Genomic DNA, 23,051 nt, shown 5'->3' on the forward strand with positions numbered 1-23,051 from the left:
TTATGCAAACTGCTGATTCCTTGAAACAATACAAAGACGAACTGCGTGAATCCCTGGATAACGAATTTTTGCGAGCTGCGCTTGATGCCTTTGCCAAAGCGTACCCCGCCGGTCGGCAACGCGCTTTTGCCGATTACGACTTTCGCGCTCTGGTCGCTGAAGGTGCTGTCATCAAAGATGCTGCCGCCAAGAAAATGGACGAGCTGTATGAGCAGTTTAAAACCGAAGCGGAAAAGCGTGGTGTCGTTGTCCACATGGCGAAAACCGCGGACGAAGCCAACGAGATTATAGCCCGTATCGCCAAGGAAGGCGGAGTGAAGCGGGTGATCAAATCCAAGTCCATGACGGCTGAGGAAACCCACCTCAATGTACGTTTGGAGAAGGACAATCTTGAAGTGGTGGAAACCGATCTTGGTGAATGGATTATTCAATTACGCCACGAAGGTCCGTCGCACATGGTCATGCCGGCCATTCACCTGTCGCGCCATCAAGTCAAAGACCTGTTTTCCGATGTGACGAAACAACCCCAGGAAGCCGACATCGGCAAACTTGTCAAAGTGGCACGGAGCCAACTGAGACGCAAGTTTGTAGAGGCCGACATGGGAATTACCGGTGCCAACTTTGCTGTTGCCGAGTCCGGCACTCTTGGTATCGTGACCAATGAAGGCAACGCGCGTATGGTGTCCACGCTGCCACGCATTCATGTTGCTCTTGTCGGTCTGGACAAGCTCATTTCAAGCTCGGATGATGCTATCAAGCTGTTACGCGTCCTCCCCAAGAATGCCACAGGCCAGGCGATTACATCGTATGTCACCTGGATCAGTGGAGCCACGCCCATGACGATTCCGGGATATCCGACGAAAGAAATCCATATCGTCTTTCTTGATAATGGGCGTCGGGCTTTGGCTGAGGATCCTCTTTTTTCGACCATTCTGCGTTGCGTACGGTGCGGAGCCTGCGCCAATGTCTGCCCGGTGTACCGACTCGTTGGCGGGCATAAGCTTGGCCATGTCTACATTGGTGCCATCGGTTTGCTATTGACCTACTTCTTCCATGGCAAGGATAAGGCCAAGAACCTTGTCCAAAACTGTATCGCCTGTGGCGCCTGCAAAGATATCTGCGCCGGTGGCATTGATCTGCCTCGCTTGATCAAAGATATTCATGCACGCATTCAGGAAGAAGAAGGACGCCCGCTGCAAAGCCGTTTACTTGGTCAAGTTCTCTCCAATCGCAAACTTTTTCATACGTTGCTCCGTTCGGCCAAGGCAGCGCAAAAGCCCATATCGGCTGATGCCGGATATCTGCGGCATTTACCGTTGATCTTTTCGAGCAAGCATAACTTCCGGGCTCTCCCGACTATTGCTGAAAAGCCGTTCCGTGACCGTTTCCCGGCGATCAAACCGTCAACCAAGCCTGGTGGCCTCAAGGTTGCGATTTTTGCCGGTTGCGCCCAGGATTTTATTTATCCCGAGCAACTTGAAGCGGCCGTAGCGTTCCTCGATAAGAGCGGCGTCAATGTCGAATTTCCTGTGGATCAATCGTGCTGCGGTTTGCCCGTGGCTATGATGGGTGAAAAGGACGCGGCCAAGAAGGTGGCGTTGCAGAATGTCAAAGCGTTCAACCCGGACGACTATGATTACATTTTAACGTTGTGCGCCTCTTGTGCCTCACATCTGACCCATGGGTACAAGAACATTCTGGCCGGCGATCCTGCGCTCATCACTCGTCTTGATGCGTTTACGCGCAAAGTGGTCGATTTTAGTACGTTCATCAATGATGTGCTCGAAACTCGAACGGAAGATGTGGTGCAGCAGGCCCCGGTCAAAGCCGCATACCATGCGCCGTGCCACTTGTGCCGTGAGTTGGGTGTGCGCCAAGCACCGCGTGATCTTCTTGCCAAGGCCGGTCTCGACTACGTGCCGACAACGGAAGAAGAGGTTTGCTGTGGTTTCGGCGGTTCCTTCTCCATGAAGTTCCCGGAACTGTCGAAGGAGTTGCTCAACAACAAACTCAATGCTGCCGAGGAGGCCGGTGCTGAAATTCTTGTCACCGATTGCCCTGGATGCGTTCTGCAACTTCGCGGTGGCGCTCATAAACAAGGGCGCAAGATTCAAGTAAAGCATATCAGCGAGATATTAGGAAAGAAATAAGAGGAACTTCTTGGCGGTCGGGGAGAGCAATATGTTCTCCCTGATCGTTTTCTTTTCGTATCATCCTCTATTTTTTGAGCTTTTCTTCTTTGGGTATGGCTGTGCATCTTGTGTGTGCCATGGTCAGAAATGCTTAAGCTAGTAAAGCGTCGAATGGTAACTCTTTCGATAGTTATGCGTATGGGGATGCTGAGAATTTTATTAATGACACCAAATTCCTCTTCCGAGTGTCGATGACTTGAATATACGGCTATGCAACAACACATTATTCGTTAATAGCTTCAATCTATCGTATCGGTAGGTGGAATTTTCCCCTTTATAGTCTCGATGAAGGATGAAGTGTAAGAGGCGGAATATTTGAAATGAACGGTGTAACTTTCTAATTCATGCTGATATTTGAATGTTTATTGATAATGCACTCATGATTGCTTTGATTGTTTTCTCTTTGTTGCATATTTTATCAATAGTACATGGTCGCTGGATTAAGAATTCGTTGTTTGATCTATGGTCATAGCTATGATCGAATGCAGTATGGAAAGTCATTTTTCACAATTTATGAATTATGTGCTGTGTTAAGTTTTGTTTTAATATGCATTGATTACAATGAAAAATATATCTTGTGTCATCATGTTATGTCTTGAGATATTAAAGATTACAACGGGAGAGAATGCATTGTTGGAAATCTGAAAACAGATTTGGAGCACATTGATACTAGGGATATACATAAAATTCGTTTTTTGATCAAAACTTGCTTTACAGAGGATAGTTCGATAGAGACAGACATGTTAGTTGGATTCATGTATTGCGAAAATGCGAAAGCATTTGTTGAGAACTTCATTATCTCATAGATATTGAATATTTTGTTTTGTTGTTTTTGTGGAGAGATAGTTTAGAGTGTATTATATTTGATGTTTTCAATGTATAGACGGTGTTGTGTGTTCGTATTAGCGAAGAATGTGCAGGGCAGGCAATGTATTAAAATTTTTTGTTGCCTTTGTATGTATGTATGAGTTGTCCGATATTTATTCAAGGCAGTCGCCAGCCATGCGATTATAATAGATTGGTACGAAATGAGGTTGGTCGTCTTGTCTTGGATTTGTATCACGCATTCTTCCGCTTAATATTTTCATGTTTCACAAGAAGCTCTTAAAGCTTCTTAGACCATTGGAGAAGTTTCTTCTCCCAGATAAGGAGTATAATTCACGTGAATATTCTCGTCATCAATGCCGGCAGTTCCACAGTGAAATACCGCCTTTTTGACATGGGCACGAATATGGTCATGGCGCAGGGGCTTGTCGAGCGCATCGGGGAAGAGACCGGTGCTTTCAAGCATGAGGCCTATCCCGGAAGTGATCAGGAAAAGGTCGTCACAGGCGAACAGCCCATCAAAGATCACACCGTTGCCGTCAATGTGGTTGTTGAGCAACTGACCGGCAGTGAAGCCGGTGTTATTGCTGATAAAAGCGATATTCATGGTGTTGGTCACCGGGTTGTTCACGGTGGGGAATTCTTCACCAAACCAACGATCATTACGCAGCAGGTTGTGGACGATCTCACTTCCATCATTCCGTTGGCTCCTTTACACAACCCTGGTGCTGTTGCTGGCATTAAGGTTGCGTTGGAACTGTTCCCCGTCAAGCAAGTCGTTGTCATGGACACGGCCTTCCATCAAACCATACCACCCAAAGCGTACGTGTACCCTCTGCCGTATGAATTTTATGAGGACCTCAAAGTTCGTCGGTACGGATTTCACGGCACTTCACACAACTATGTTTCAAGTAAGGCCGCTGAATACCTTGGTATTCCATACGAAGAATTCAGCTGCATTACCATGCACCTTGGTTCGGGTTGTTCCATGGACGCCATCAAGAACGGCAAGTGCATCGATACATCCATGGGGCTGACTCCTCTGGGAGGCCTCATGATGGGAACTCGTTGCGGCGACATCGACCCGGCTATTTGTGCGTTCCTTGCGGAACACAAAGGCCTCGACGCCCGTAGCGTCGATAATATTCTGAATAAGCAGAGTGGGTTGAAAGGCGTCTGCGGCGATAACGACATGCGCGACGTTCATGCTCGCCGCGAAAACGGTGATGAACGTGCTCAGCTTGCTTTTGAAATGTTTTGCTACCGCGTAAAGCATTTCCTGGGTGCCTACTTTGCTTCAATTGGGAAAATTCAAGCAATTATCTTCACAGCCGGTGTTGGTGAAAATGATCCCAAAGTTCGCCAAGCCGTTTGTGAAGATCTGGAACACCTTGGCATCGTCATTGATAAAGAAAAGAACTATGGATTCGAGCGTGGGAAAATCGTCGAAATCAACGCTGATAATTCCGCAATTCGAATTTTGGTTGTCCCGACTGACGAAGAATATGCCATTGCGACACAAACATTGAAGACCATTTCCGAGTAGCCTTCCCGGTGGTACTGCGAGCCCATCGCAGTACCGCCTTTATCCATTTTTACGCCTTTGCTTTTTTGTCTCAACGTATTTTTTTGTATAAAATTTTTGGTTATCATTTTATAAAAAGACAAAGTTTTTTATCTAACAGTGTGTATTGCACAGGTGGAAATGTTCAGCGGTGTATAAAGGGTGATTTGTAAATTTGGGGGGTGGAGTATGTTGCGATCTGTATCAGTCCGTTTTAAAATTCTGTTTCTTCTTCTCCTGTCTGTTCTTTTTTGTCTTGGCATCAGTTTGGCGTATTACTCCGCTCTTGGCGATGTTGGTTCCTACGCTGCAAACCAGGTGGAAGAGGTGATGCTTCAAGGTGAAAAGAAGAAGCTACAGGTTGCGGTTAACACCATAGCGGTTGCTTTGGGCCAGTTGCTCTCTTCAGTTGATGATGAACAACGTAAGATTGAAATTATCCGGACTGTTGTTGACCCGATTCGTTTTGAGGATGACAAGTCCGGGTATTTTTTTGCCTATGATGGAACCGTGAACGTCGCTCTTCCCACGAAGAAGGAACTTCAGGGAAAAGATTTGGGCAAAGTGAAAGACACAAACAATGTTTACTATGTCCAAAAACTTCAAGAAGCGGCGCAGAGTGGGGGCCAATTCGTTAATTACATATTTGATAAGCCTGGCAAAGGCCTGCAGCCGAAGTTAGCCTATGCTGAAATGATTCCCGGCACCAAATTGTGGATTGGAACCGGAATTTATATTGATAATATTGATGCTGCGACACAAACTATCCATACTGAAATCAATACGTTTACGAACGCACGTACAATGATGATCTCGCTGGGTGTCGGGTTTGCTGTTCTGGTTCTGCTTATTCCTGCCGGTCTTGTCATCACGCGTTCTATTATTGTGCCGTTGCGTCGGGCAACGCGCGCGGCGGAAGCGGTTGCAACCGGTGACTTGAATGTGCAACTCGACGCCACTGGAACGGATGAACTCGCGACGTTGGAACATGCCCTCAACATGATGGCGGATCATCTGAAGAGCAATACAGAAGAAATCGAACTTAAGGCTGCAGAAGCGCTTCAACAGGCGACGGCAGCGCGTGAAGCCATAGAAGCTGCAGAAGAAGCCAAGAACGAAGCGCTGGCAGCACGACGACAAGGGCTTGCCACTGCGGCAGAGCGATTGCGCGATGTGGTCGATGCGCTTTCCGAAACATCGGATTCTATTGGTGAACAGGCTGGACGAGTTGGTACAAACACGAATCTGCAGCGCGAACGCATCAGCGAAACCGCCACCTCCATGGAAGAGATGAACGCGACAGTGCTTGATGTTGCACAAAATGCGTCACGTGCCGCTGCAGGCGCGGCCGATGCTCGTACCAAAGCCGAGATGGGCTCACAGGCGAATACACAAATCGTCAACTCGTTGAATGATCTGCTCCGCCTTTCAAAAGGCCTGAAAAAAGATATGGATGTGCTTGGCGAGCGCGCCAACGATATCGGTCGTGTCATGAACGTGATTTCCGACATTGCTGATCAGACCAACTTGTTGGCGTTGAATGCGGCCATTGAAGCGGCCCGAGCAGGGGAAGCTGGTCGCGGTTTTGCCGTTGTAGCCGACGAAGTCCGCAAATTGGCAGAAAAGACAACTTCCGCCACCACCGAAGTGGAGCAAGTGGTTCTTGGTATTCAAAATATCTCTCGAAAAAATATCGACGGAATGGATAAGACTGCCGAAGGAATTGCTCAAGCTGCCGACCTCGTCACGGCTTCGGATAAAGCGGCGAGAGAAATTGTTGCGTTGTCGGATGACTCGGCATCGCAGATACAAGACATTGCCGCTGCCGCAGAAGAGCAATCCGCAGCGAGTGAGCAAATTACCGGCACCGTTGATAACTTACGCATGACCGCGGAGGAAAATGCTCAAGGCATGGTCGACATTACTGGCTCAATTGGTATACTCGCGGAGCAGGCAGATCGGTTACGAGAACTTGTCGCCGATCTTGAAAACGAAGGTACTTCGAGCGAGACTGCTGCACGCCTCGCTCATTCTTCGCAACCTCAACTCCCGAGGCACACCTAGATGGATCTCATCGAAATCAAGAAACGCGCCCGACAGCGGCTCAAAGGCTTCTGTCGGGTCTGTCCCGTCTGTAATGGCACTGTCTGTGCCGGTGAAGTTCCCGGTATGGGAGGACTTGGTACATCGTCTTCCTTTACGGCCAATGTCGAAGCGCTCAAAGCTCTGCGTTTTCATATGCGAACCCTGCACGGTGTAACCAGTCCTGATACGTCGATTGAGCTTTTCGGTCGTAGTTTTACCACGCCCGTTCAAGCCGCACCCATGACCGGCGTTGTCTACAACATGGGCGGTGACATGAGCGAAGCGGAATTTATCGGTCATGTTGTGGCCGGAGCAACGAAAGCTGGTTCTGCCGGATGGATCGGTGACGGTGCCGATCCGGCCATGTTCGAAAGCGGTTTGGAAGCCATTAAAGCCAGTGGTGGTGGGATTGCCATCATCAAACCTCGCTCTCAAGATGAGATCAAGGCGCGCATTGCCAAAGCCGAAGAAGCCGGCTGTATTGCCGTCGGTGTCGATGTGGATGGTGCCGGACTTGTCACCATGGCGAAATTCGGACAGCCTGTGTCCCCCAAGACTCCGAACGAAATTGCCGAATTGGTTCAGTCGACTTCGCTGCCGTTTATTCTCAAAGGTATCATGACCAAGGAAGAGGGCAAGATCGCCGCTGAAGCTGGTTGTGCCGCTATTGTTGTTTCCAACCATGGCGGCCGTGTGCTTGATCACACGCCTGGCGCGGCTGAAGTGTTGCCGTATATTGCCAAGAAGGTTGGTGATAAGCTGACTATTCTCGCTGACGGGGGTGTTCGCACCGGTTCTGATGTGCTCAAGCTTCTCGCGCTGGGAGCCCAAGCCGTACTCACCGGTCGTCCGCTCGTTTGGGGCGCATTCGGCAAGGAAACCGAAGGCGTCACCACCATTCTCGATACCATGAAGGCACAACTCATTGGCGCTATGCTGCTCACCGGCACGGCCGACGTGAAGAACGTGGATAAGCATATTTTAGTGTAAAGCAGATGAGTTGAAGAGAGGGGAAGGAGAGCCTGCGGCGTTGAAGACGTGAAGAAACAATGCCGGCGTTTGGGGAGGATCATCCTCCCCAAACCCCTCGATGATGAAGAATCTTATGATTTAGGCAAATTGACCGGCTGCGTAGCCAGAAGACCAGGCCCATTGTAGATTGAACCCTCCGAGTCGGCCCGCGACATCCAATGCTTCACCCGTAAAATAGAGACCGGCAACGGTGTTGGACTCCATGGTTTTGGAGGAGATACCAGCAACGTCGACACCGCCAATGGTCGTTTCAGCCTTTTTGAGCCCTTCGGTTCCTGCAGGCTGAAGGGTGAAGGCGTGAACCGTCTCAAGCAAGCTGGTGAGATGTTTTTTCGAGAGGCTGGCTGTTGGCCCTGAAACATTCGCTCGTTGGCATAATGCCGCGGCCAAGGTTTTGGGCATAACAAAGGATAAGACGTTCTTCACATCGCGTTTTGTCTCTCGTGAGAGCAATTCGGCGACATCGTGATTCGGTGCGAAATCAATCGTAACGGCGTCGCCACGTTGCCAGTACATGGAAATATCCAAGCCGACCGGGCCGGAAATACCATGGTGTGTGAAGAGTAACGCGTCGGTGATCGTCTTACCTGCCACGGTGGCGCGTACAGGCAACGCAATTCCGCTCAAACTGCGACATAGTGTTGCATCCTGATCCGACATCGTCAGTGGGACAAGTCCTGGCCTGATCGGTGTGACTTTGAGGCCAAATTGTTTCGCTGTTTCATACGCAAACCCTGACGCCCCCACCTGCGGCCATGCTGCCCCACCCGTCGCCACGACAAGTGATGCACTCGCGAATCGTCCACTATCTGTTTGTATGACGAATTCATTTGTTGTCAGGCGTATTTCTTCAATGTTCACGTTGAGCTGTATGCCAACGCCAGCCTGTTTTGCTTCCGTTTCGAGCATGGAGGCAATGGCATCAGCTCCCTGCATACAAAACAATCGCCCGTGACCTTCATCGACAACGTCAAGCTTATATCGCCCTAATAGTGCCAGCATATCGTCCGGAGTAAATCGTGATAGTGCCGACTTCACGAAATGAGGATTTGAACAGATATAGTCACTGGCGCTGACATGCCGATTCGTCAGATTGCATCGTCCCCCACCGGCAATGCGTACTTTACGCGCTGCTTTGGGGCCATGATCAAGGACGAGAACTCGCCGACCGCGCTGACCACACGCCGCCGCACAAACCAAGCCGGAAGCTCCGGCACCGATAATAATGACATCGTACTGCATATGTTCCTAAGAGGTCTCTTCTTGTCGAATATGACAATTGGTTTGCCTCAATAAGGTTTTTTTTCTTCTATAATTGTGGAGGGATACAGCTGTTTGTCATGAATTTGTTACGCGATGAATGATGACGGTAAATTTGTTTGCATCGCGGTCATCTTCAAAAGCAATATGAGGATATGCCTTAAGAGCTCTGACTATACCGCTTCCAAGACCTCTATAGGGAAGAAGCCTTGTTGCATATGAAGCCAAAATTGGATTTCGAATATTTGAGTTTCCTCGTTTAATGTTCTCTACGTTTAAATTGTTGGGGAGAGTTCCAGGACTTATTATCTCTATTTTATTTGAAAAAATAAATATTCTTACAGGGCTAGAAATAAAATAGTCTCGATGTATAAGAGCATTTGCAATTAACTCTTCAAGAGCAAGTCTCGGGATTTCAAATTCCCCTGGTGCGTTTACATCTCCGACACCTTGGATATGTTTTATATTACCAAGTACAAAACTCATAGACTTGTGAAATACATCAGAAAGTTTACCTGTAATGTCTTGGCTATCAATGTAGGTATCTTCGTGAATATCCTCACCTGGGAATGAGATGGCTTTAACTATAAACGAAGGCAGTTTGAAGCTTGGATTTTTGGCGAAAAGTAACGCTCCGCTCACATTGAGAGAACCTTCTTTCAAGAGGTTCATATTCTCAAGTAGATTTGCGAGTGGGACGTCAGAGTTCTCGATAGTCTCTCCGAAATTCCGCTCATAGAAATTCGAAAAATAATCAACGTCAAAATCCGCAATGGTTAGGCCAGGAACAGGGATTTCATCTCCATGAATCAAACACGCAGATTGGTAGAGTCGTTGAATCTCCTCCCGAGACGTTGCCTTTCGTTTATCAGAGCCACATTTAACCCAAATAACGCCATCTTTGTCCATGTATGGCTTACTGATTCCATCAGGTATAGAAACAACCATCACAAGGCCATCAGGCATTTGTATATTTTGACTTTTGGGGTTTACAGCTGGGCGCACCAGTTGTGAAGAGGCGTTAGAGAGGAGTTGGTTCAGCCTTCCAATATCGTGACGTTCTAATCCCGAATATGTGCCATCGTCGCTCACTCCGATAAGAATGTATCCCCCACCAGAGTTGCTAAACGCTACAATTTCTTGAGCCAAGGACGTTACATTGGTGACGTTGGCCTTAAATTGATTTTTGCTGTCCTCGTTCCGTCCAATTATCTCTAAAAGCTCTGAGGGTTCCATATTTCATATCTCCTTCTGCGCTGCTTGAATGCTTCTTCGCCACCCTCCATGATATCAACAACTTCCTTTTGGAGAGTAGGGTTGTCAATACTTCCGCTAAGGAAAGATACTTTATCGTCAGAATAGCTGCATGCGACAATCTGCTCTGCATCACCTAAAACAGGAAAGTTTGCATTATGTGTGGCAAAAATAAATTGTGTATTGGGTTTGAGCTTTCTCACCAATTTAATGACATCCTCGTATATGGTTTGGCTGTCCAGGTCATCCTCAGGTTGGTCAATTATAAATACATCATTTTCTTGTTGGCTAAGGACAAACAAAATGAGAGCGGATGCTCTTTGGCCTAATGAATGATGCTTGAGTTCTTTACCACGATATTCAATAATAAATTTATTCGGCACCTGCCACACGAGAAGAGCAGTCAAGTTGCCGTAGAAATACTCCGTGAACGTTTGAGATAAAGCCCCAACAGTTTTGACAGCATTCGTAAAATCTTTATATATAGAACCAAAGTCTGAATACGCTTCTGCTAAGTCCACAAAGGTGGTTTCTCGAATACGGCTTCCACGGAATACGGCTTTCATAAAGGCGACAAAAGCAATCTTGTCATCCTTAAAACCAGCTTTAATTTCTAGAGAATCATGTGCGTTGTTTACTTTATCGAGTTCAGATTGAATTATTTTGTACTCATTTCTCCAAAGGTCATTCAATTCGGCTAGGTCATTTTCTAATGTCCGCTGTACCTCTGTTCTCGTCTTGTCTTCCTTGTCCAAAGCGTTCAGCATTTGTTCAGCTTGTTCGACTGTCTTTCTCAGTTGTCTGAACTCGTCAGGCTGAATTGCTTGAACTCCAGCCTTCTGCAGTTGTTCAGATAGCTTTCTTTCAATTTTCGCAAATTCTTCCTTCTGTCCTTCTTTCAACAGTTGAAATTCACCACATTTCTTTTCCAAAAGCTGGGATGCTTCTTTTGACGTGCTATATAAGTTTTGTACTTTATTGAAGGAGGCCTGTATTTTGTCATATATGATGAATAATTCATCAAAGAAATGAGTGTTTTGCTTCGATGTATATACTTTTTGATTTGCAAAATCATCCTGATATTGATCGATAAATCCTTTTAATGATTTTAGGAATTCATCCACGAATTTAATTATACTTGAGCATTTTCTGTCATCGGTGTCAAAATCAACCTGTTTTTGTAATTTTTCTTCAACACCATATTCCTTGTAAAATTTTAATTTAAACTCAGCGTCCAGCTTCTTTTGTGTCCAATCCCGCTTCTTCTCTTCTGTGTTCGCTAGCCTAGATATCTTATGTATAGACTCAATGACTTTCTGCTTTTGTGTCTCTATTTGGGTACGGATTCCGATCAGCTTTTCTCCGACCAGTTTTTCCACAAGATCTTTTTCAAAACCCTCCCCTGTAGAGGAAAGATCTTTTTGTCCAAAATATATAGGCTTATTTAAAACCGTTTCTCGAATTGAAATGCCAGGTTGCAACTTCCCGTCAATATAAACATCAGGAATTTCTTTGTTTATCCTTCTTATTTCGTAAGATTGACCGCGAGAGTCGACAGCATTTACAGAGATTCTGCCACCACTGCCTAATGCGTGGTCTACTAGTTGCTTCTTGTAGTCTATATCGAGAGCCTTTTCACCAAAGGGAATATCCAAGGCATACCGAATTGTCTCGATAATAGAAGATTTGCCACTGCCGCGAATTCCAATAAGAGCATTCAATTCGGATGAAAAGTAAATACTCTTCCCGTCAAGTACCCCACCATCAAATGAAATGCTTTGAATGTGTGAGTGCTTTGACTCTACAGGCTCATTCGCTACTCTGTTTTCATTATCTATCAAGGCGAATTTAATTGCCTCGAATGTAAAATCACCAATTTTTAAATAGCAAGATCGACCTTGTCCAATTTGGTTAATTGACTTGCAATCGGAGCCTTCAACTTCAGCTGGGTATGCGTCACGAAGCCACTGCTGAACCTTGACGCGGCATTTCGTATCATTTTTGTCGTGGGTTCTTACTTTTTGAAAGCCTAGAACTCTTTTACGAAAGCCTTCTTCTTTACCCAATTCCTCCAAACGTCCACCATCAAGTTCGTTCCAGAGGCCACTTTTATTTTCAACATGGGCACATATTAAAAAAAAGTCTCTATCATATGCTTCAAGTTTTTTAATCGTGTCGACAATACTAAGGGTACAACGACCATTCTCATTTTCATATTGATTCGGAGCTTTGCCTGCGAATGCAACATTAAGAAATTGATTTATGTAATCCTGTCCCCGGTCAAGCCATTCATCGCTAAAAACAATAACAATATGAATACCATTGCTTCCATCATTGACCGAGAGTTCAACACCAGGAAGAAGGTATATCTCTTTCTTTGATGCCGTTTTCCGTAGAGATTTAAATTCATCAATAGCGAATTTGTTGTGGTTTGAAATAATGCCAACGTTAATCCCAGAGTTCTCGAGGCCATCAATATAGTTGGAGTTGTAGTAGTCATGGGCGTCAGCATAGCTGAATTCTTTATCAGCATTTGTATGCAGATGAAAATCTGCTCTTAACCATCGGCTACCGTTTTGAAAAATATTTACGCGTGAACTCGCCATTACTCACCTCCAGACGTGGATACGGCTTGGTCGTATCACATGGCCAGCTTGGGGTTCTCTTCGAAAACATTATTGTAACATTTGTCAGCAAAGTCGATCCTCGTTGAGGAGTCGTTATCATTCCATGAATTCTGGGAGCCCACTACTCTTCAGCGACCAGGCTTCATATCTGGTCATGATTCTGTACATACGTCCCATAAGACAGAAAGAGCCTTCCCCGGATTATACATGTGATACGACTTTTCCAAGAAAGTCTTTGAGACGTGGGTTGGTGGGGTTGGAGAAGAATTCCTTCGGGGTGTTTTCTTCTTGAATAATCCCCTGATCGATAAAAACGACACGGTCGGCTACTTCTTTGGCGAATCCCATTTCGTGTGTGACGACGACCATCGTCATTCCCTCTTTGGCGAGTTGCTTCATAACTTCAAGGACTTCACCGACCAGTTCCGGGTCCAGAGCTGATGTTGGTTCGTCAAAAAGGATCACTTTCGGCCGCTGTGCCAGCGCACGAGCAATGGCAACACGTTGTTTTTGCCCCCCGGATAATTGATCCGGGTAGTTGGAGGCTTTTGTGGAAAGGCCAACTTTGGCAAGGAGTTCGAGTCCCAATGTATCGGCGTCCTTTTTCGACATCTTTCGAACCTTGGTTGGCCCTAAGGTGACGTTTTCAAGAACCGACATGTGAGGGAAGAGATTGAATTGCTGGAATACCATACTCGCTTCGGTACGCACATGATTGATGTCGGTCTTGGGATCGGTGATATCGAATCCATCTACGATAATACGCCCTGACGTGGGCGTTTCAAGACGATTGATACACCGAAGAGCCGTAGACTTTCCCGAACCGGACGGTCCGATGATACAGACCACTTCACCTTGATTGACGACAAGGTCGATACCTTTCAGCACCTCGGTGGTGCCGAAATTCTTGTGCAAATTTTCGATACGGATCATCGCAGTCATGACAGTTGTCCTTTAGCGTTGGGTCTTCATATGCATGCGGTGTTCAACAACACGCAATACCTTGGCGATGGACAGCGTCATGGCGAGATAGACCACCGCAACGGCAAGGTAGACCTCGAACGCGCGAAAATTGACGGCCACGATTTCTTGTCCTGTGCGCAATAATTCTCCAACGCCGATGACCATAAGAAGGGAGGTGTCTTTGAGGCTGATGATAAATTGGTTTCCCAGGGGGGGAATCATGCGCTTAAAGGCCTGCGGCCAAATAACATATCGCATGGTTTGAAATCGAGTCAGTCCAATGGATCGCCCGGCTTCGGCCTGGCCTTTGTTAATGGACTGGACCGCACCACGTACGATTTCGGCAATATATGCTCCAGAGTTGATGGCGATAATCAGAATACCGGCCGTTATGGGTGGAATACGTATTCCGATGCACATTGGAACGCCAAAATAGAGGAACATGGCCTGAACCAGCATGGGAGTTCCGCGAATAGTTTCAATGTAGATATTGGCAATTTTGCGGGCGAAGTAATTACGTGACAACTTCATGAGACCAAAGACCGCTCCGAGGATAAAACCGAAAAAGAGTCCCCCGACGGTCAAAATAATGGTCAACTTCAACCCGCGCATGAGCATGGGGAAGGCGTCGAAAAACGCGGACCACTCGAATTGAAATTGCATAGACGCCTCAGTGTGAAAAGGGGCGGCCGGAGACCGCCCCGTTGATGCGTGAAGACACAGTTATCGAGTCGCCGACAAGCGTCGGATGACGTTGTTGACTATTTGGACTTGGGCTCGGTGCCAAACCACTTCATGTAGAGTTCTTTATAAGAGCCATCATCTTTAAACTTTTTCAAGCTGGCGTTGGCTTTGGCAACCAGGTCGGAACCCTTGGGGAATCCGATGCCGTAGGATTGGCCCATATACAGCGGGCCGACGACCTTGACTTTTCCCTTTCCGGCTTTGCGCATGAAATCAGCGATAACCGGGGAGTCGAACACCACTGCATCGGCACCGCCTGTAAGCAGTTCCATAAACATGGCGTCATTGTTGGGGAACAGTTTCACATCTTTGGCGTTGGCATTCTTCTTAACGAAGTCTTCACTCGTCGTGCCTTGCTTCGTGGAGACGACTTTGTCTTTGAGATCTTCGACGCTGTTGACGTCGGTGTTGTCGGATTTGACGAGAATGAGCAGGCCGGCATCATAGTACGGGTCGGAGAAATCAATGACTTTGGCGCGTTCGGGCTTGATGGTGATACCAGCGATACCAACGTCGATCTGTCCCGATTGTAAACCGGGAATAATGCCGTTGAAATCCATGGGCTGCAGATCGTATTCCCACCCATTGTCTTTGGCAATGGCATCGAACAGCTCAACATCAAAGCCGGTGTGCTTGCCCGATTCAGGATCTTTGTACTCAAAGGGGGGGAAGTTGGTGTCGGTAGCGACGACAAGCGTTTTGGCGAAACCGGAAGCAGTAAACGCCAATGTGAGAACCAATGTCATGATAAGAGTCAGTGTTTTTTTCATGTTCTATCCTCCAATAAAGTTTTGACGTATCAAACAGCACGTTGCGACCAGTGCATGAGAGAACTACATCACTCACATTTGCCCGAATTATGTCGGCGAGGCAAGACAAGTTATAAAAAAGCAGGAGTAAATCAGTCTCGCACAATGATTTGTATGTGTTGGCATTTATGCAGAACGATTTATGCTTTTTTTGTACCTGGAGAGCAGAGCGTTGAGATCCTGCATGTCGATAGGTTTTGCGAGATATGCGTCCATGCCAGCCGTAAGAAAAATATCTTTATCACCGGGCATGGCATATGCTGTCATCGCGATAATAGGAAGTGTAGAATTTTCTTCTCCGACGGCGCCACGTCGGATTGCCAAGGTTGCCTCGACTCCATTCATAACAGGCATTTGAATGTCCATAAGGATCACGTCGAATTCAGTTTCTTGCAACGCCTGTAATGCTTCTTTGCCATTGCTGACGGCAGTAACATGAAAACCGAATTTCTCTATCTGCTTTTGAGCCGTCATACTGTTTGTTTCGTCATCTTCAACAAGCAAGATATGAAGAGCTGTATTGTCGTGCGGGTACGTTTGAGGAACTGGATCATGGGGCGCTGCTGATGATTCGACACAGTCGAATGGAATACTGAACATAAATGCCGCGCCCTTACCGCTCTCGGTTTCGACGGCCAGCCCCCCTCCCATGAGGGAAATAAGGCGTTGGCAAATGGCAAGACCCAGACCGGCTCCTTGATGATCGCGAGAATAGCCTTGCACCCCTTGCGTAAAGGGCGAAAAGATATCGGCAAGTTTATCATCCGAGATTCCAATCCCGGTATCGGCAACAGAAAAAAGAACACACACCTGATTGGGGTGGTGGAAGGGGAGCTGGTCGGCGCTCACAGAGACCTCGCCCTGTTTCGTGAATTTCAGAGCGTTACCAATTAAATTGATCAGGATCTGTTGGACTCGCACCGGGTCGCCTTTGAGCCGCAAAGGAATACTTTCATCAATGTGGATGTGGATGGAAAGCTTGGACTGCTTTGCGACAGAATGGAAGAGTTCAACAGCTTCATGAATCTGTTTCGGTAAATCGAATTCTTCCCAATTCAGATGGAGTTTTCCTGCTTCGACCATGGAAAGATCAAGAATATCGGACAACAGACGCGTCAATCGAAGGGAAGATTGGAGAGCCATATGGGCATATTGCTGCTGTTCCGTATCAAGGTGTGTGGCTTGGAGAAGTTGAAGCATACCAACGACGCCGTTCAAGGGGGTACGAATTTCATGACTCATGTTCGCCAGAAATTCGGACTTGCTTTTGTTTGCGGCTTCGGCCTGGTATTTGGCGATGGCAAGTGCTTCTTCGGATTCCTTTTGCTCGGTTACATCGAGAAGAATACCGTTCCATAATACCGTCCCGTCAATTTGGATCATAGGAAGAGCAACAGCCCTGGCCCAACGTCCTGACTGCTGCTCTCGTTGCGGAAGGAATCGAATGCATACATCGAGCCGCTGGAGTGCACGAGCGGAATGGGCAATTCCCTCTTCAAAAGATATTTTGTCTTCAGGAAGAATGGAGTCCAAGAGGAAGTGGGCATTCTTCATGGCTTTCACGGCCGTGATATTGCCGAAGAGGCGAATTCCCTCGCTCATATACGGAATATGAAAAAGGCCGTTCCGGTCCACTTTAAATTGATACAATGCCCCGGGAACCGTTGCAGCGAGACTACGCAAATGTTCTTCACTTCGACGGACGGTGTCTTCTGCTTGTTTAAGTTCTGTAATATCTCGAAATTCGACAACTCGAACTGGTCTTCCTTGGTACGGAATATTGCGAGCTTCTATACGTACAGGGAAAATGACACCATTTTTTCGTTGCGCCATGGCATTATACGATTTTTCATAGCCGGAATGCATTTTCTCTCGTACTTCTTGTTGCAAAGGTGCAGCGATGAGGCGAATGCAATCCATACCGATGAGTTCTGCGTGGGGATAGCCGGTAATATCGCTCAAACCATGGTTGCAATCTAAAATGATCCCCTTGTCGTGTATGAAAATCCCCCCGAAGGATGCATTGTGGAGGACTTTAAAGCGGGTTTCACTGTCGCGAAGTTCTTTGGTGCGTCGATTAAATTCGCGCCGAAAGTAAAAGAGCCCTATGGTGCCAAAAATTGCGAGAAGCGGAATAAGGATATACAGTGTATTCTTGACAATATCACCGAAACTTGGGCGTAATTCAGGTAAAATTGGACTAAACCACTTTGTATAGAGTTGATCGTATTTGCCGCTGGAGAACGCGATCGCCAATCCTTCGTTGAGTTCTCTGAGCAGTTCTGCATTGCCTTTTTGTACGGCGATACAGAATTTTTGTTCAAACCCCGAAAGCGGTTGCGGGGCAACTTTGAGTTTATTCTGAAAACCTTCCTTCACATCTTTCAGATTGTGAATGCCGAGAGCTCGAACAAGTTGCCATCCCACCAATTGCTGGACCACAACTGCATCGTGTTGGCCTTTTGAAAGTTGTTTCAATGCTTCCGCGTATGAATCGGTTGCGATGATGTATTCTGAAAGATGGTTTGCCACAATATATTCATGCGCCGTGTCGCCTTTCATGACCGCAACTTCTTTTCCCCAAAGATCGTCCTCATTTTTGATGGTTGTATTATCTTTGCGGACAAAGATTGTTCCATGCATACGGAGGTACGGAGCCGTGAAATCAAAATAGGCAGCGCGCTCTTTAGAATAGGAAACAAAGGGAAGGACATCGATTTTTCCGTCTTTGAGCTCCTGTTTAATGACATTCCAGGGACCAATCTTGAAGGTGACGTCAAGACCGACATCTCGAGTGACTTCCTTCAGGAGCTCAACGGCGAATCCGTCGGCTTGTCCATCTGGGAGAACCAAGGCGAAAGGAGGGTAATCGAGTTCACTTGCGGATTTGAGAACGTGTGGTGAGGATTGCGCTGAGACTTGAGGTGGGACGATGAGACAGAGGAGCAGAAACCCATAGAAAAAGAGTGCACTGCAGCGTGTACGCTTTTTCGTTTGCTGGATTTGCGGCCACTTTCTTTTGCCGGTTATGTTGACCAGATATGCCGCTATACGACCAGAAAAATTCCAAAACGCTGCATGATGCCAACATGCTTTCCTTCTCAATATATTCGACAGCGGGCCAGCCCAAAGGAATTGCATTTTATGTGCCCCACGTCGTCGTGTTGTTTCAGCACGACCTATTTCAATAAGAAAGGGGAAAAAGGCATTTCAGCCTATACAGCATACTGCGTTCAATCCGAGTATAGTACAGGATATACTGTCCAGCACTTTCCTGGAGCTTCCCTTTCGGGGCTACCAAAGGGCAATTCATTTTGCATACTTTGTTCAAATGGTGGAAGAATTTTTCCTCTACCTGTATTGATATTTATAGAAGAAGAATTCTTGTATTGTACTATTTCTATTACACCGTTTTCAGATAATTTCAATATCTATGACTTTCCAATGGAACCCTTCACGCTTCAAAATATAACGAACCGTCGCGGAATCGGTGGGATGAGCTATGATAACGAATTTGGAAATGGCCGCATAGTCGTAGGTGGCTTTGTTGAAGATAGGTGTTGCGTCAGGTGTCGCAACGGGGCTGCCGGATGTTTCCTTGGTGATCTTTATTCCTGGAATGATCCATTTGCCTTGCATGACGAGAATGATGCGTTCCGGTGTCAGTAGAGTATCCACTGTCGCCACGGCAAGGTCCCGAGTCTCTCCAGGGCCAAGGTTGATGATTTCTGCAACTGGCCTCTCTTTTGGATAAGGACGGCCAAGACTTTCAGCTAAACGCGATTTGAAGTTTAACCGCAACGAGTTGAAGTCAATAAGTTCTTCTAACCGTTTTGTATCATGATTCTTTACGGCATTTTCCAAAGCTATGGCGGCATCGTAGGGTTGGTAGTAATACAACCATCCAAGGATAAAGAGAATAAGGCATATCGCAATGCCAATCGCGCGATTCATAGTGTTTTTCCCCCGGTCACCAATTTCTCGAAATGATTGAGAGTATCTATCACGGACCGCTATCTTTGGAAAGAAATGCTCTCCGATGTTCCACTATAAATGGACTGAACAGTCTCATTTTTGTGGATTATCCAGCATTTGTAGATCGAAAATTCAGAAATTTTGTCATAAAAAATGAAACAGCCGGACCTCCCCACAAGGTCCGGCCGTTTCCAACCGTGTCTTCTCGCCCACGTCGGTTGTCTAGGAATGGTCCGTCATGGAGTTCGCTGGCCTGCATTCATAAAGTTCATCAGGTGAGACCGCATTGCGCTTGGCATACCAGGGGCAGCAGTCTTTCCAGGCGACAAATTTATTTTGAAACCTGGCACATACGCCATGGCATGCTCCCCGAACAGCGGTTCGGGTAAAAGAATAGCAGGTGAAACAACTCTGAGAATGAGGATATGTTCGCGGCATGTGTCCACCTTAGAATTCATGAAAATCACAGGTACCACCCTATGACACACGCCAGAGACTTGCAAAATAGATGCCTATGTTGGGATGTGGTGTGTGGTATGCGGTACGAATTCAAGGCGTCCATGTCGGACGTTGTCGATTAATGCCAGATACGGATCAGCCCCCGCATGCGTGATGACAGAGGAAAAGCATCCGTATGCTGTGCTCGTTTCTGCAGTTTTTTGGCTTCATTAAGGTGGAGTTTTCCCGTGGGGTCAAAGTCGAGGGCAACCGCAGAGTCCGGGTTTGTCAAGAGGTCGAATACCACGGCTTTCGTCGTGTCGAGCATCGTATCCAGAAAAGTTTCGGGAACAGGCGAAGGAAGTTTTCCTCGGACATATCGAAGTGGCATCGTCCATGGGCCTGTGTCTCCCACAAGAAGCCCTAAACGGAAGAGGTATTTTTTTGTATAAAACGAACGTCTCGACTTCGACATGACAACGCGCAACGTGGCATCGGCATCGCCTTGATGCGCAAACAATCCCGCCGCTTCTCGGCCGCACCAGTCAATACGGGCGTCAGCCAGCATTTCAGCGTAGACATGACTTAATTTCCCCCGTGAAGGCATCGTCGCCAAGATATTGGGGACAAAATAATTATGGGAGACCGTGTCTGCTGCCAAATGGGCGAGATACCCATACGCATAGGCAGCAAGCTCGGGGGTGTCGGCTGTTTTGAGCAAACGAAAGCCTGTCTCCCAGCTATGACTTGCTGGTGGTCGAGTTCGTGATCCCGATCCGACGAAAAAATCAGTCGACAAACATCCATATAAAAATGCCTGGCGATGCGCTTCCAAAATCGCTCCCATGGAAACCGGCAAAAAACGCAGGTTCTCAAGGATGAAATGTCCTGTTGCCATGTGCGCTCCCGGCCCCCAGGCAAAGGCATCGGTGGCGCCGCAAAAAACAAAAACACCCAACACAAGAGGAACGATAAGAAGAAATCCCATATCCGCCCTTTCTTATTGGAAAATAATGTCAGGGGTTCACATAAGACCGATTGGATGGCTTGGCAACCAATCGTAGGTTCTCAAAGTGGGTGAAAGTCGTTTGAATAACCCGTTTGAGGCGGGGCGTGTATATGGATTCATGCAGAAGGCGCGTCGGTATGTTTGCAATTTGTCGTACATAATATTTTGATAAAATGAGAACGTCTAAAGTTGTAAATCATGTACATATTTTGTTCAAAAAATGAGAATTATTATAGCGATAACTATCTTGAATATTTTTATTTATTGAATTTTGATGTCTTGAATTTGTTGTATTTATAAGTTTAAATTTGTTGTTATTGCCAAATTTTTTGAAAACAAATAAGAGTAAATCAAGCAGTCGTTAAATTGAAATTTGTTATTCATAATTTTACGTGGAGGAATACAGATGCTGAATAATGTATCCGTTTTTAAAAAATTCACTCTTCTTTCCGTTGTCTTTTTTTGCTGTATGGGTGCTTTCTATGCTGTTTCTCGGTACACCATTCACACCACGTCTATTGGAAGTCATTCGTATGCCTCCATAATAAATAGTAGAAATCTGTTGGCGGATATAATTCCGCCGCCACTTTTTGTTATGGAAACATATCTCAAAGCTTCCGAAATGCTGAATGCTCGTGGAATTGAAGATGTGAATTATATTTCTTCACTCATCCGTAAGCAAAAAAAAGTTTTTGACGAACACCGTCAGCTTTGGGCGAAAGATATGCACGAAGGACGTCTGAGAACAATATTATTGGATGAGGTATGCCCACTTGGGGAAGATGTCTTTGCAATCATTGAATCTGAGTTGATTCCGGCCGCTCGAAAGCTGGATCGAAAGAAAATGCAGGATATTTTTGCGCATAAAGTGACCCCAGCCTTTCTCAAACAACGAGAATCTATCGACAGCTTTACGATATCGTTGGAGGACGAAGCTTCTCATATTGAAAAAAAAGGAAAAGAAACCGTCGAAAGCGGAATTATGTTTTTCAATGTCTTCTTTGCCGTGAGCCTTATTATCGTCATGATTTTTAATCGCGTTCTTGCAAAGAATATTACCAGAGCACTTCAGCGTTGTGGGAGTTTTGCTCGGGATATCGCCGCAGGCAGACTGGATGCAACGTTGAGTATGACTCGGAAAGATGATTTCGGTGAGCTTGGAGAAAATCTGTGTACTATGCTTGCAGAACTCAAACGTAAGATTTCACTGTCTGAAGAAAAGACCGTCCTTGCCGAATCCGAGACGAAAAAGGCGAATTATGCCGTTGAAGAAGCCAAACATGCAAAAGAGCAGACCGAACACGCCAAAGCAGATGGAATGCTCCAAGCCGCGCAACAGCTCGAAAATGTTGTCGATATTGTTTCCTCAGCATCGGAACAGCTCGCTGCGCAAACAGAACAATCGGCTCAGGGAGCTGAGACTCAAGCACAAAGAGTGAGTGAAATTGCTTCAGCAATGGCACAAATGAACACAACGGTGTTTGAAGTTGCGCAAAATGCTTCTGAGGCAGCTCAAACGGCCAGCCAAACGACACAGAGTGCGGAAGAAGGTGCCAAGATTGTTGCGCAACTTGTTCGGTTCATCGATCAAGTATTGGATAATGCCAAACAATCCCTTAACGATATGGGCGCATTGGAGAAACAGGCTGAAGGTATCGGACACGTACTCAATGTTATCTCCGATATTGCCGATCAAACAAATCTTCTCGCGCTCAACGCCGCCATTGAGGCCGCACGCGCTGGTGAAACCGGGAGAGGTTTTGCTGTCGTTGCCGATGAAGTACGGAAGCTTGCTGAGAAAACGATGACTGCAACCAAGGAAGTCGAGGACGCGACGAATGCCATTCAGCAAGGGGCAAAGATGAATTACAGCCATGTGGAGCAATCTGTCCGTGCGTTGGCAGAGGTGACGCTGTTAGCCAATCAATCGGGAGAATCGTTGCATCAGATTGTCAACTTTGTTGAGAAGGTAACGGGTCAGATCCATTCCATTGCGACGGCTTCCGAAGAGCAGTCCGCAGCAAGCGAAGAAATTCATCACCGGGTTGAAGACGTCAATAGGATCTCTTCCGAGACCTCGGATGCAATGCAGCAATCTGCACGGGCTGTCGATGAACTGTTGCTGCAGTCCCAAGTCCTGAAAAAGCTGATCGATCAGTTGAAAGGAGAAGGAGGAGACCATCATCTTGCTAAAAGTGATGCCATACTTGTTAGCGATACGCGTCGATTCACGCGGTTATGCTAACAGAGTCGCGCATTCTCGCTTCTCCACAA

14 protein-coding genes are annotated in these 23,051 nt (G+C 46.7%); 5 read left to right on the forward strand and 9 right to left on the reverse strand.

Annotation, left to right across the window (positions count from 1 at the left end; all coding sequences use genetic code 11):
• Positions 1–2 precede the first annotated feature (2 nt).
• The 4 genes from ldhH to G451_RS0112665 all read left to right on the forward strand — a co-directional run bounded on the left by ldhH (position 3) and on the right by G451_RS0112665 (position 7,656).
• Complete coding sequence (gene ldhH, locus G451_RS0112650) at positions 3–2,150, forward strand: L-lactate dehydrogenase (quinone) large subunit LdhH (RefSeq protein ID WP_027184548.1); 2,148 nt, start codon at positions 3–5, stop codon at positions 2,148–2,150.
• 1,204 nt (positions 2,151–3,354) lie between these two features.
• Positions 3,355–4,563: an acetate kinase gene (locus G451_RS0112655; RefSeq protein WP_027184549.1), complete on the forward strand. Its 1,209-nt coding sequence runs from the start codon at positions 3,355–3,357 to the stop codon at positions 4,561–4,563.
• 207 nt (positions 4,564–4,770) lie between these two features.
• Positions 4,771–6,645: a methyl-accepting chemotaxis protein gene (locus tag G451_RS29220; protein ID WP_084448555.1), complete on the forward strand. Its 1,875-nt coding sequence runs from the start codon at positions 4,771–4,773 to the stop codon at positions 6,643–6,645.
• Entirely contained in the window at positions 6,646–7,656 is a 1,011-nt protein-coding gene (locus tag G451_RS0112665) for an alpha-hydroxy-acid oxidizing protein (protein WP_027184550.1), read from the forward strand.
• 120 nt (positions 7,657–7,776) lie between these two features.
• Here the strand turns inward: G451_RS0112665 and G451_RS0112670 are convergent, their stop codons facing one another.
• From G451_RS0112670 to G451_RS29230, 9 genes are all read right to left on the reverse strand, one after another.
• Positions 7,777–8,940, reverse strand: a complete 1,164-nt coding sequence (locus G451_RS0112670; protein ID WP_027184551.1) for a BaiN/RdsA family NAD(P)/FAD-dependent oxidoreductase — start codon at positions 8,938–8,940, stop codon at positions 7,777–7,779.
• 96 nt (positions 8,941–9,036) lie between these two features.
• On the reverse strand, positions 9,037–10,194 hold the full coding sequence (locus G451_RS0112675) for an RNA-binding domain-containing protein (protein ID WP_027184552.1): 1,158 nt from the start codon (positions 10,192–10,194) through the stop codon (positions 9,037–9,039).
• On the reverse strand, positions 10,173–12,818 hold the full coding sequence (locus G451_RS0112680; protein WP_027184553.1) for a TrlF family AAA-like ATPase: 2,646 nt from the start codon (positions 12,816–12,818) through the stop codon (positions 10,173–10,175). Before G451_RS0112680 ends, G451_RS0112675 begins: the two co-directional genes overlap by 22 nt.
• A gap of 222 nt (positions 12,819–13,040) precedes the next feature.
• Positions 13,041–13,781 (reverse strand): amino acid ABC transporter ATP-binding protein, encoded by a 741-nt coding sequence (locus tag G451_RS0112685; RefSeq protein ID WP_034642138.1) that lies wholly within the window; start codon positions 13,779–13,781, stop codon positions 13,041–13,043.
• A 12-nt stretch (positions 13,782–13,793) separates the two neighbouring features.
• Entirely contained in the window at positions 13,794–14,465 is a 672-nt protein-coding gene (locus G451_RS0112690) for an amino acid ABC transporter permease (protein WP_027184555.1), read from the reverse strand.
• Between the two features lie 98 nt (positions 14,466–14,563).
• Positions 14,564–15,316, reverse strand: a complete 753-nt coding sequence (gene glnH, locus G451_RS0112695; RefSeq protein ID WP_027184556.1) for a glutamine ABC transporter substrate-binding protein GlnH — start codon at positions 15,314–15,316, stop codon at positions 14,564–14,566.
• 165 nt (positions 15,317–15,481) lie between these two features.
• Positions 15,482–18,496 (reverse strand): transporter substrate-binding domain-containing protein, encoded by a 3,015-nt coding sequence (locus tag G451_RS32760; protein ID WP_027184557.1) that lies wholly within the window; start codon positions 18,494–18,496, stop codon positions 15,482–15,484.
• A 273-nt stretch (positions 18,497–18,769) separates the two neighbouring features.
• Positions 18,770–19,309 carry a DUF2939 domain-containing protein gene (locus G451_RS0112705; RefSeq protein ID WP_027184558.1) on the reverse strand — a complete coding sequence of 180 codons (540 nt, stop codon included), beginning with the start codon at positions 19,307–19,309 and terminating at the stop codon, positions 18,770–18,772.
• 598 nt (positions 19,310–19,907) lie between these two features.
• Positions 19,908–20,756: a zinc dependent phospholipase C family protein gene (locus G451_RS29230; RefSeq protein ID WP_051261457.1), complete on the reverse strand. Its 849-nt coding sequence runs from the start codon at positions 20,754–20,756 to the stop codon at positions 19,908–19,910.
• Positions 20,757–21,183: 427 nt separating this feature from the next.
• Between G451_RS29230 and G451_RS32765 the strand changes: the two genes are divergently transcribed.
• Complete coding sequence (locus G451_RS32765; RefSeq protein WP_051261458.1) at positions 21,184–23,022, forward strand: methyl-accepting chemotaxis protein; 1,839 nt, start codon at positions 21,184–21,186, stop codon at positions 23,020–23,022.
• Positions 23,023–23,051 lie beyond the last annotated feature (29 nt).

This window comes from Desulfovibrio inopinatus DSM 10711 (assembly GCF_000429305.1).
Lineage (GTDB): Bacteria > Desulfobacterota > Desulfovibrionia > Desulfovibrionales > Desulfovibrionaceae > Alteridesulfovibrio > Alteridesulfovibrio inopinatus.

Coding starts and splice junctions, on each gene's coding strand:
- G451_RS29220 (WP_084448555.1), top strand. CDS start 4,771: ATGTTGCGATCTGTATCAGTCCGTTTTAAAATTCTGTTTCTTCTTCTC.
- G451_RS0112685 (WP_034642138.1), bottom strand. CDS start 13,781: ATGACTGCGATGATCCGTATCGAAAATTTGCACAAGAATTTCGGCACC.
- ldhH (WP_027184548.1), top strand. CDS start 3: ATGCAAACTGCTGATTCCTTGAAACAATACAAAGACGAACTGCGTGAA.
- G451_RS0112675 (WP_027184552.1), bottom strand. CDS start 10,194: ATGGAACCCTCAGAGCTTTTAGAGATAATTGGACGGAACGAGGACAGC.
- G451_RS0112680 (WP_027184553.1), bottom strand. CDS start 12,818: ATGGCGAGTTCACGCGTAAATATTTTTCAAAACGGTAGCCGATGGTTA.
- G451_RS0112670 (WP_027184551.1), bottom strand. CDS start 8,940: ATGCAGTACGATGTCATTATTATCGGTGCCGGAGCTTCCGGCTTGGTT.
- glnH (WP_027184556.1), bottom strand. CDS start 15,316: ATGAAAAAAACACTGACTCTTATCATGACATTGGTTCTCACATTGGCG.
- G451_RS29230 (WP_051261457.1), bottom strand. CDS start 20,756: ATGGGATTTCTTCTTATCGTTCCTCTTGTGTTGGGTGTTTTTGTTTTT.
- G451_RS0112690 (WP_027184555.1), bottom strand. CDS start 14,465: ATGCAATTTCAATTCGAGTGGTCCGCGTTTTTCGACGCCTTCCCCATG.
- G451_RS32765 (WP_051261458.1), top strand. CDS start 21,184: ATGCTGAATAATGTATCCGTTTTTAAAAAATTCACTCTTCTTTCCGTT.
- G451_RS32760 (WP_027184557.1), bottom strand. CDS start 18,496: ATGCAATTCCTTTGGGCTGGCCCGCTGTCGAATATATTGAGAAGGAAA.
- G451_RS0112665 (WP_027184550.1), top strand. CDS start 6,646: ATGGATCTCATCGAAATCAAGAAACGCGCCCGACAGCGGCTCAAAGGC.
- G451_RS0112705 (WP_027184558.1), bottom strand. CDS start 19,309: ATGAATCGCGCGATTGGCATTGCGATATGCCTTATTCTCTTTATCCTT.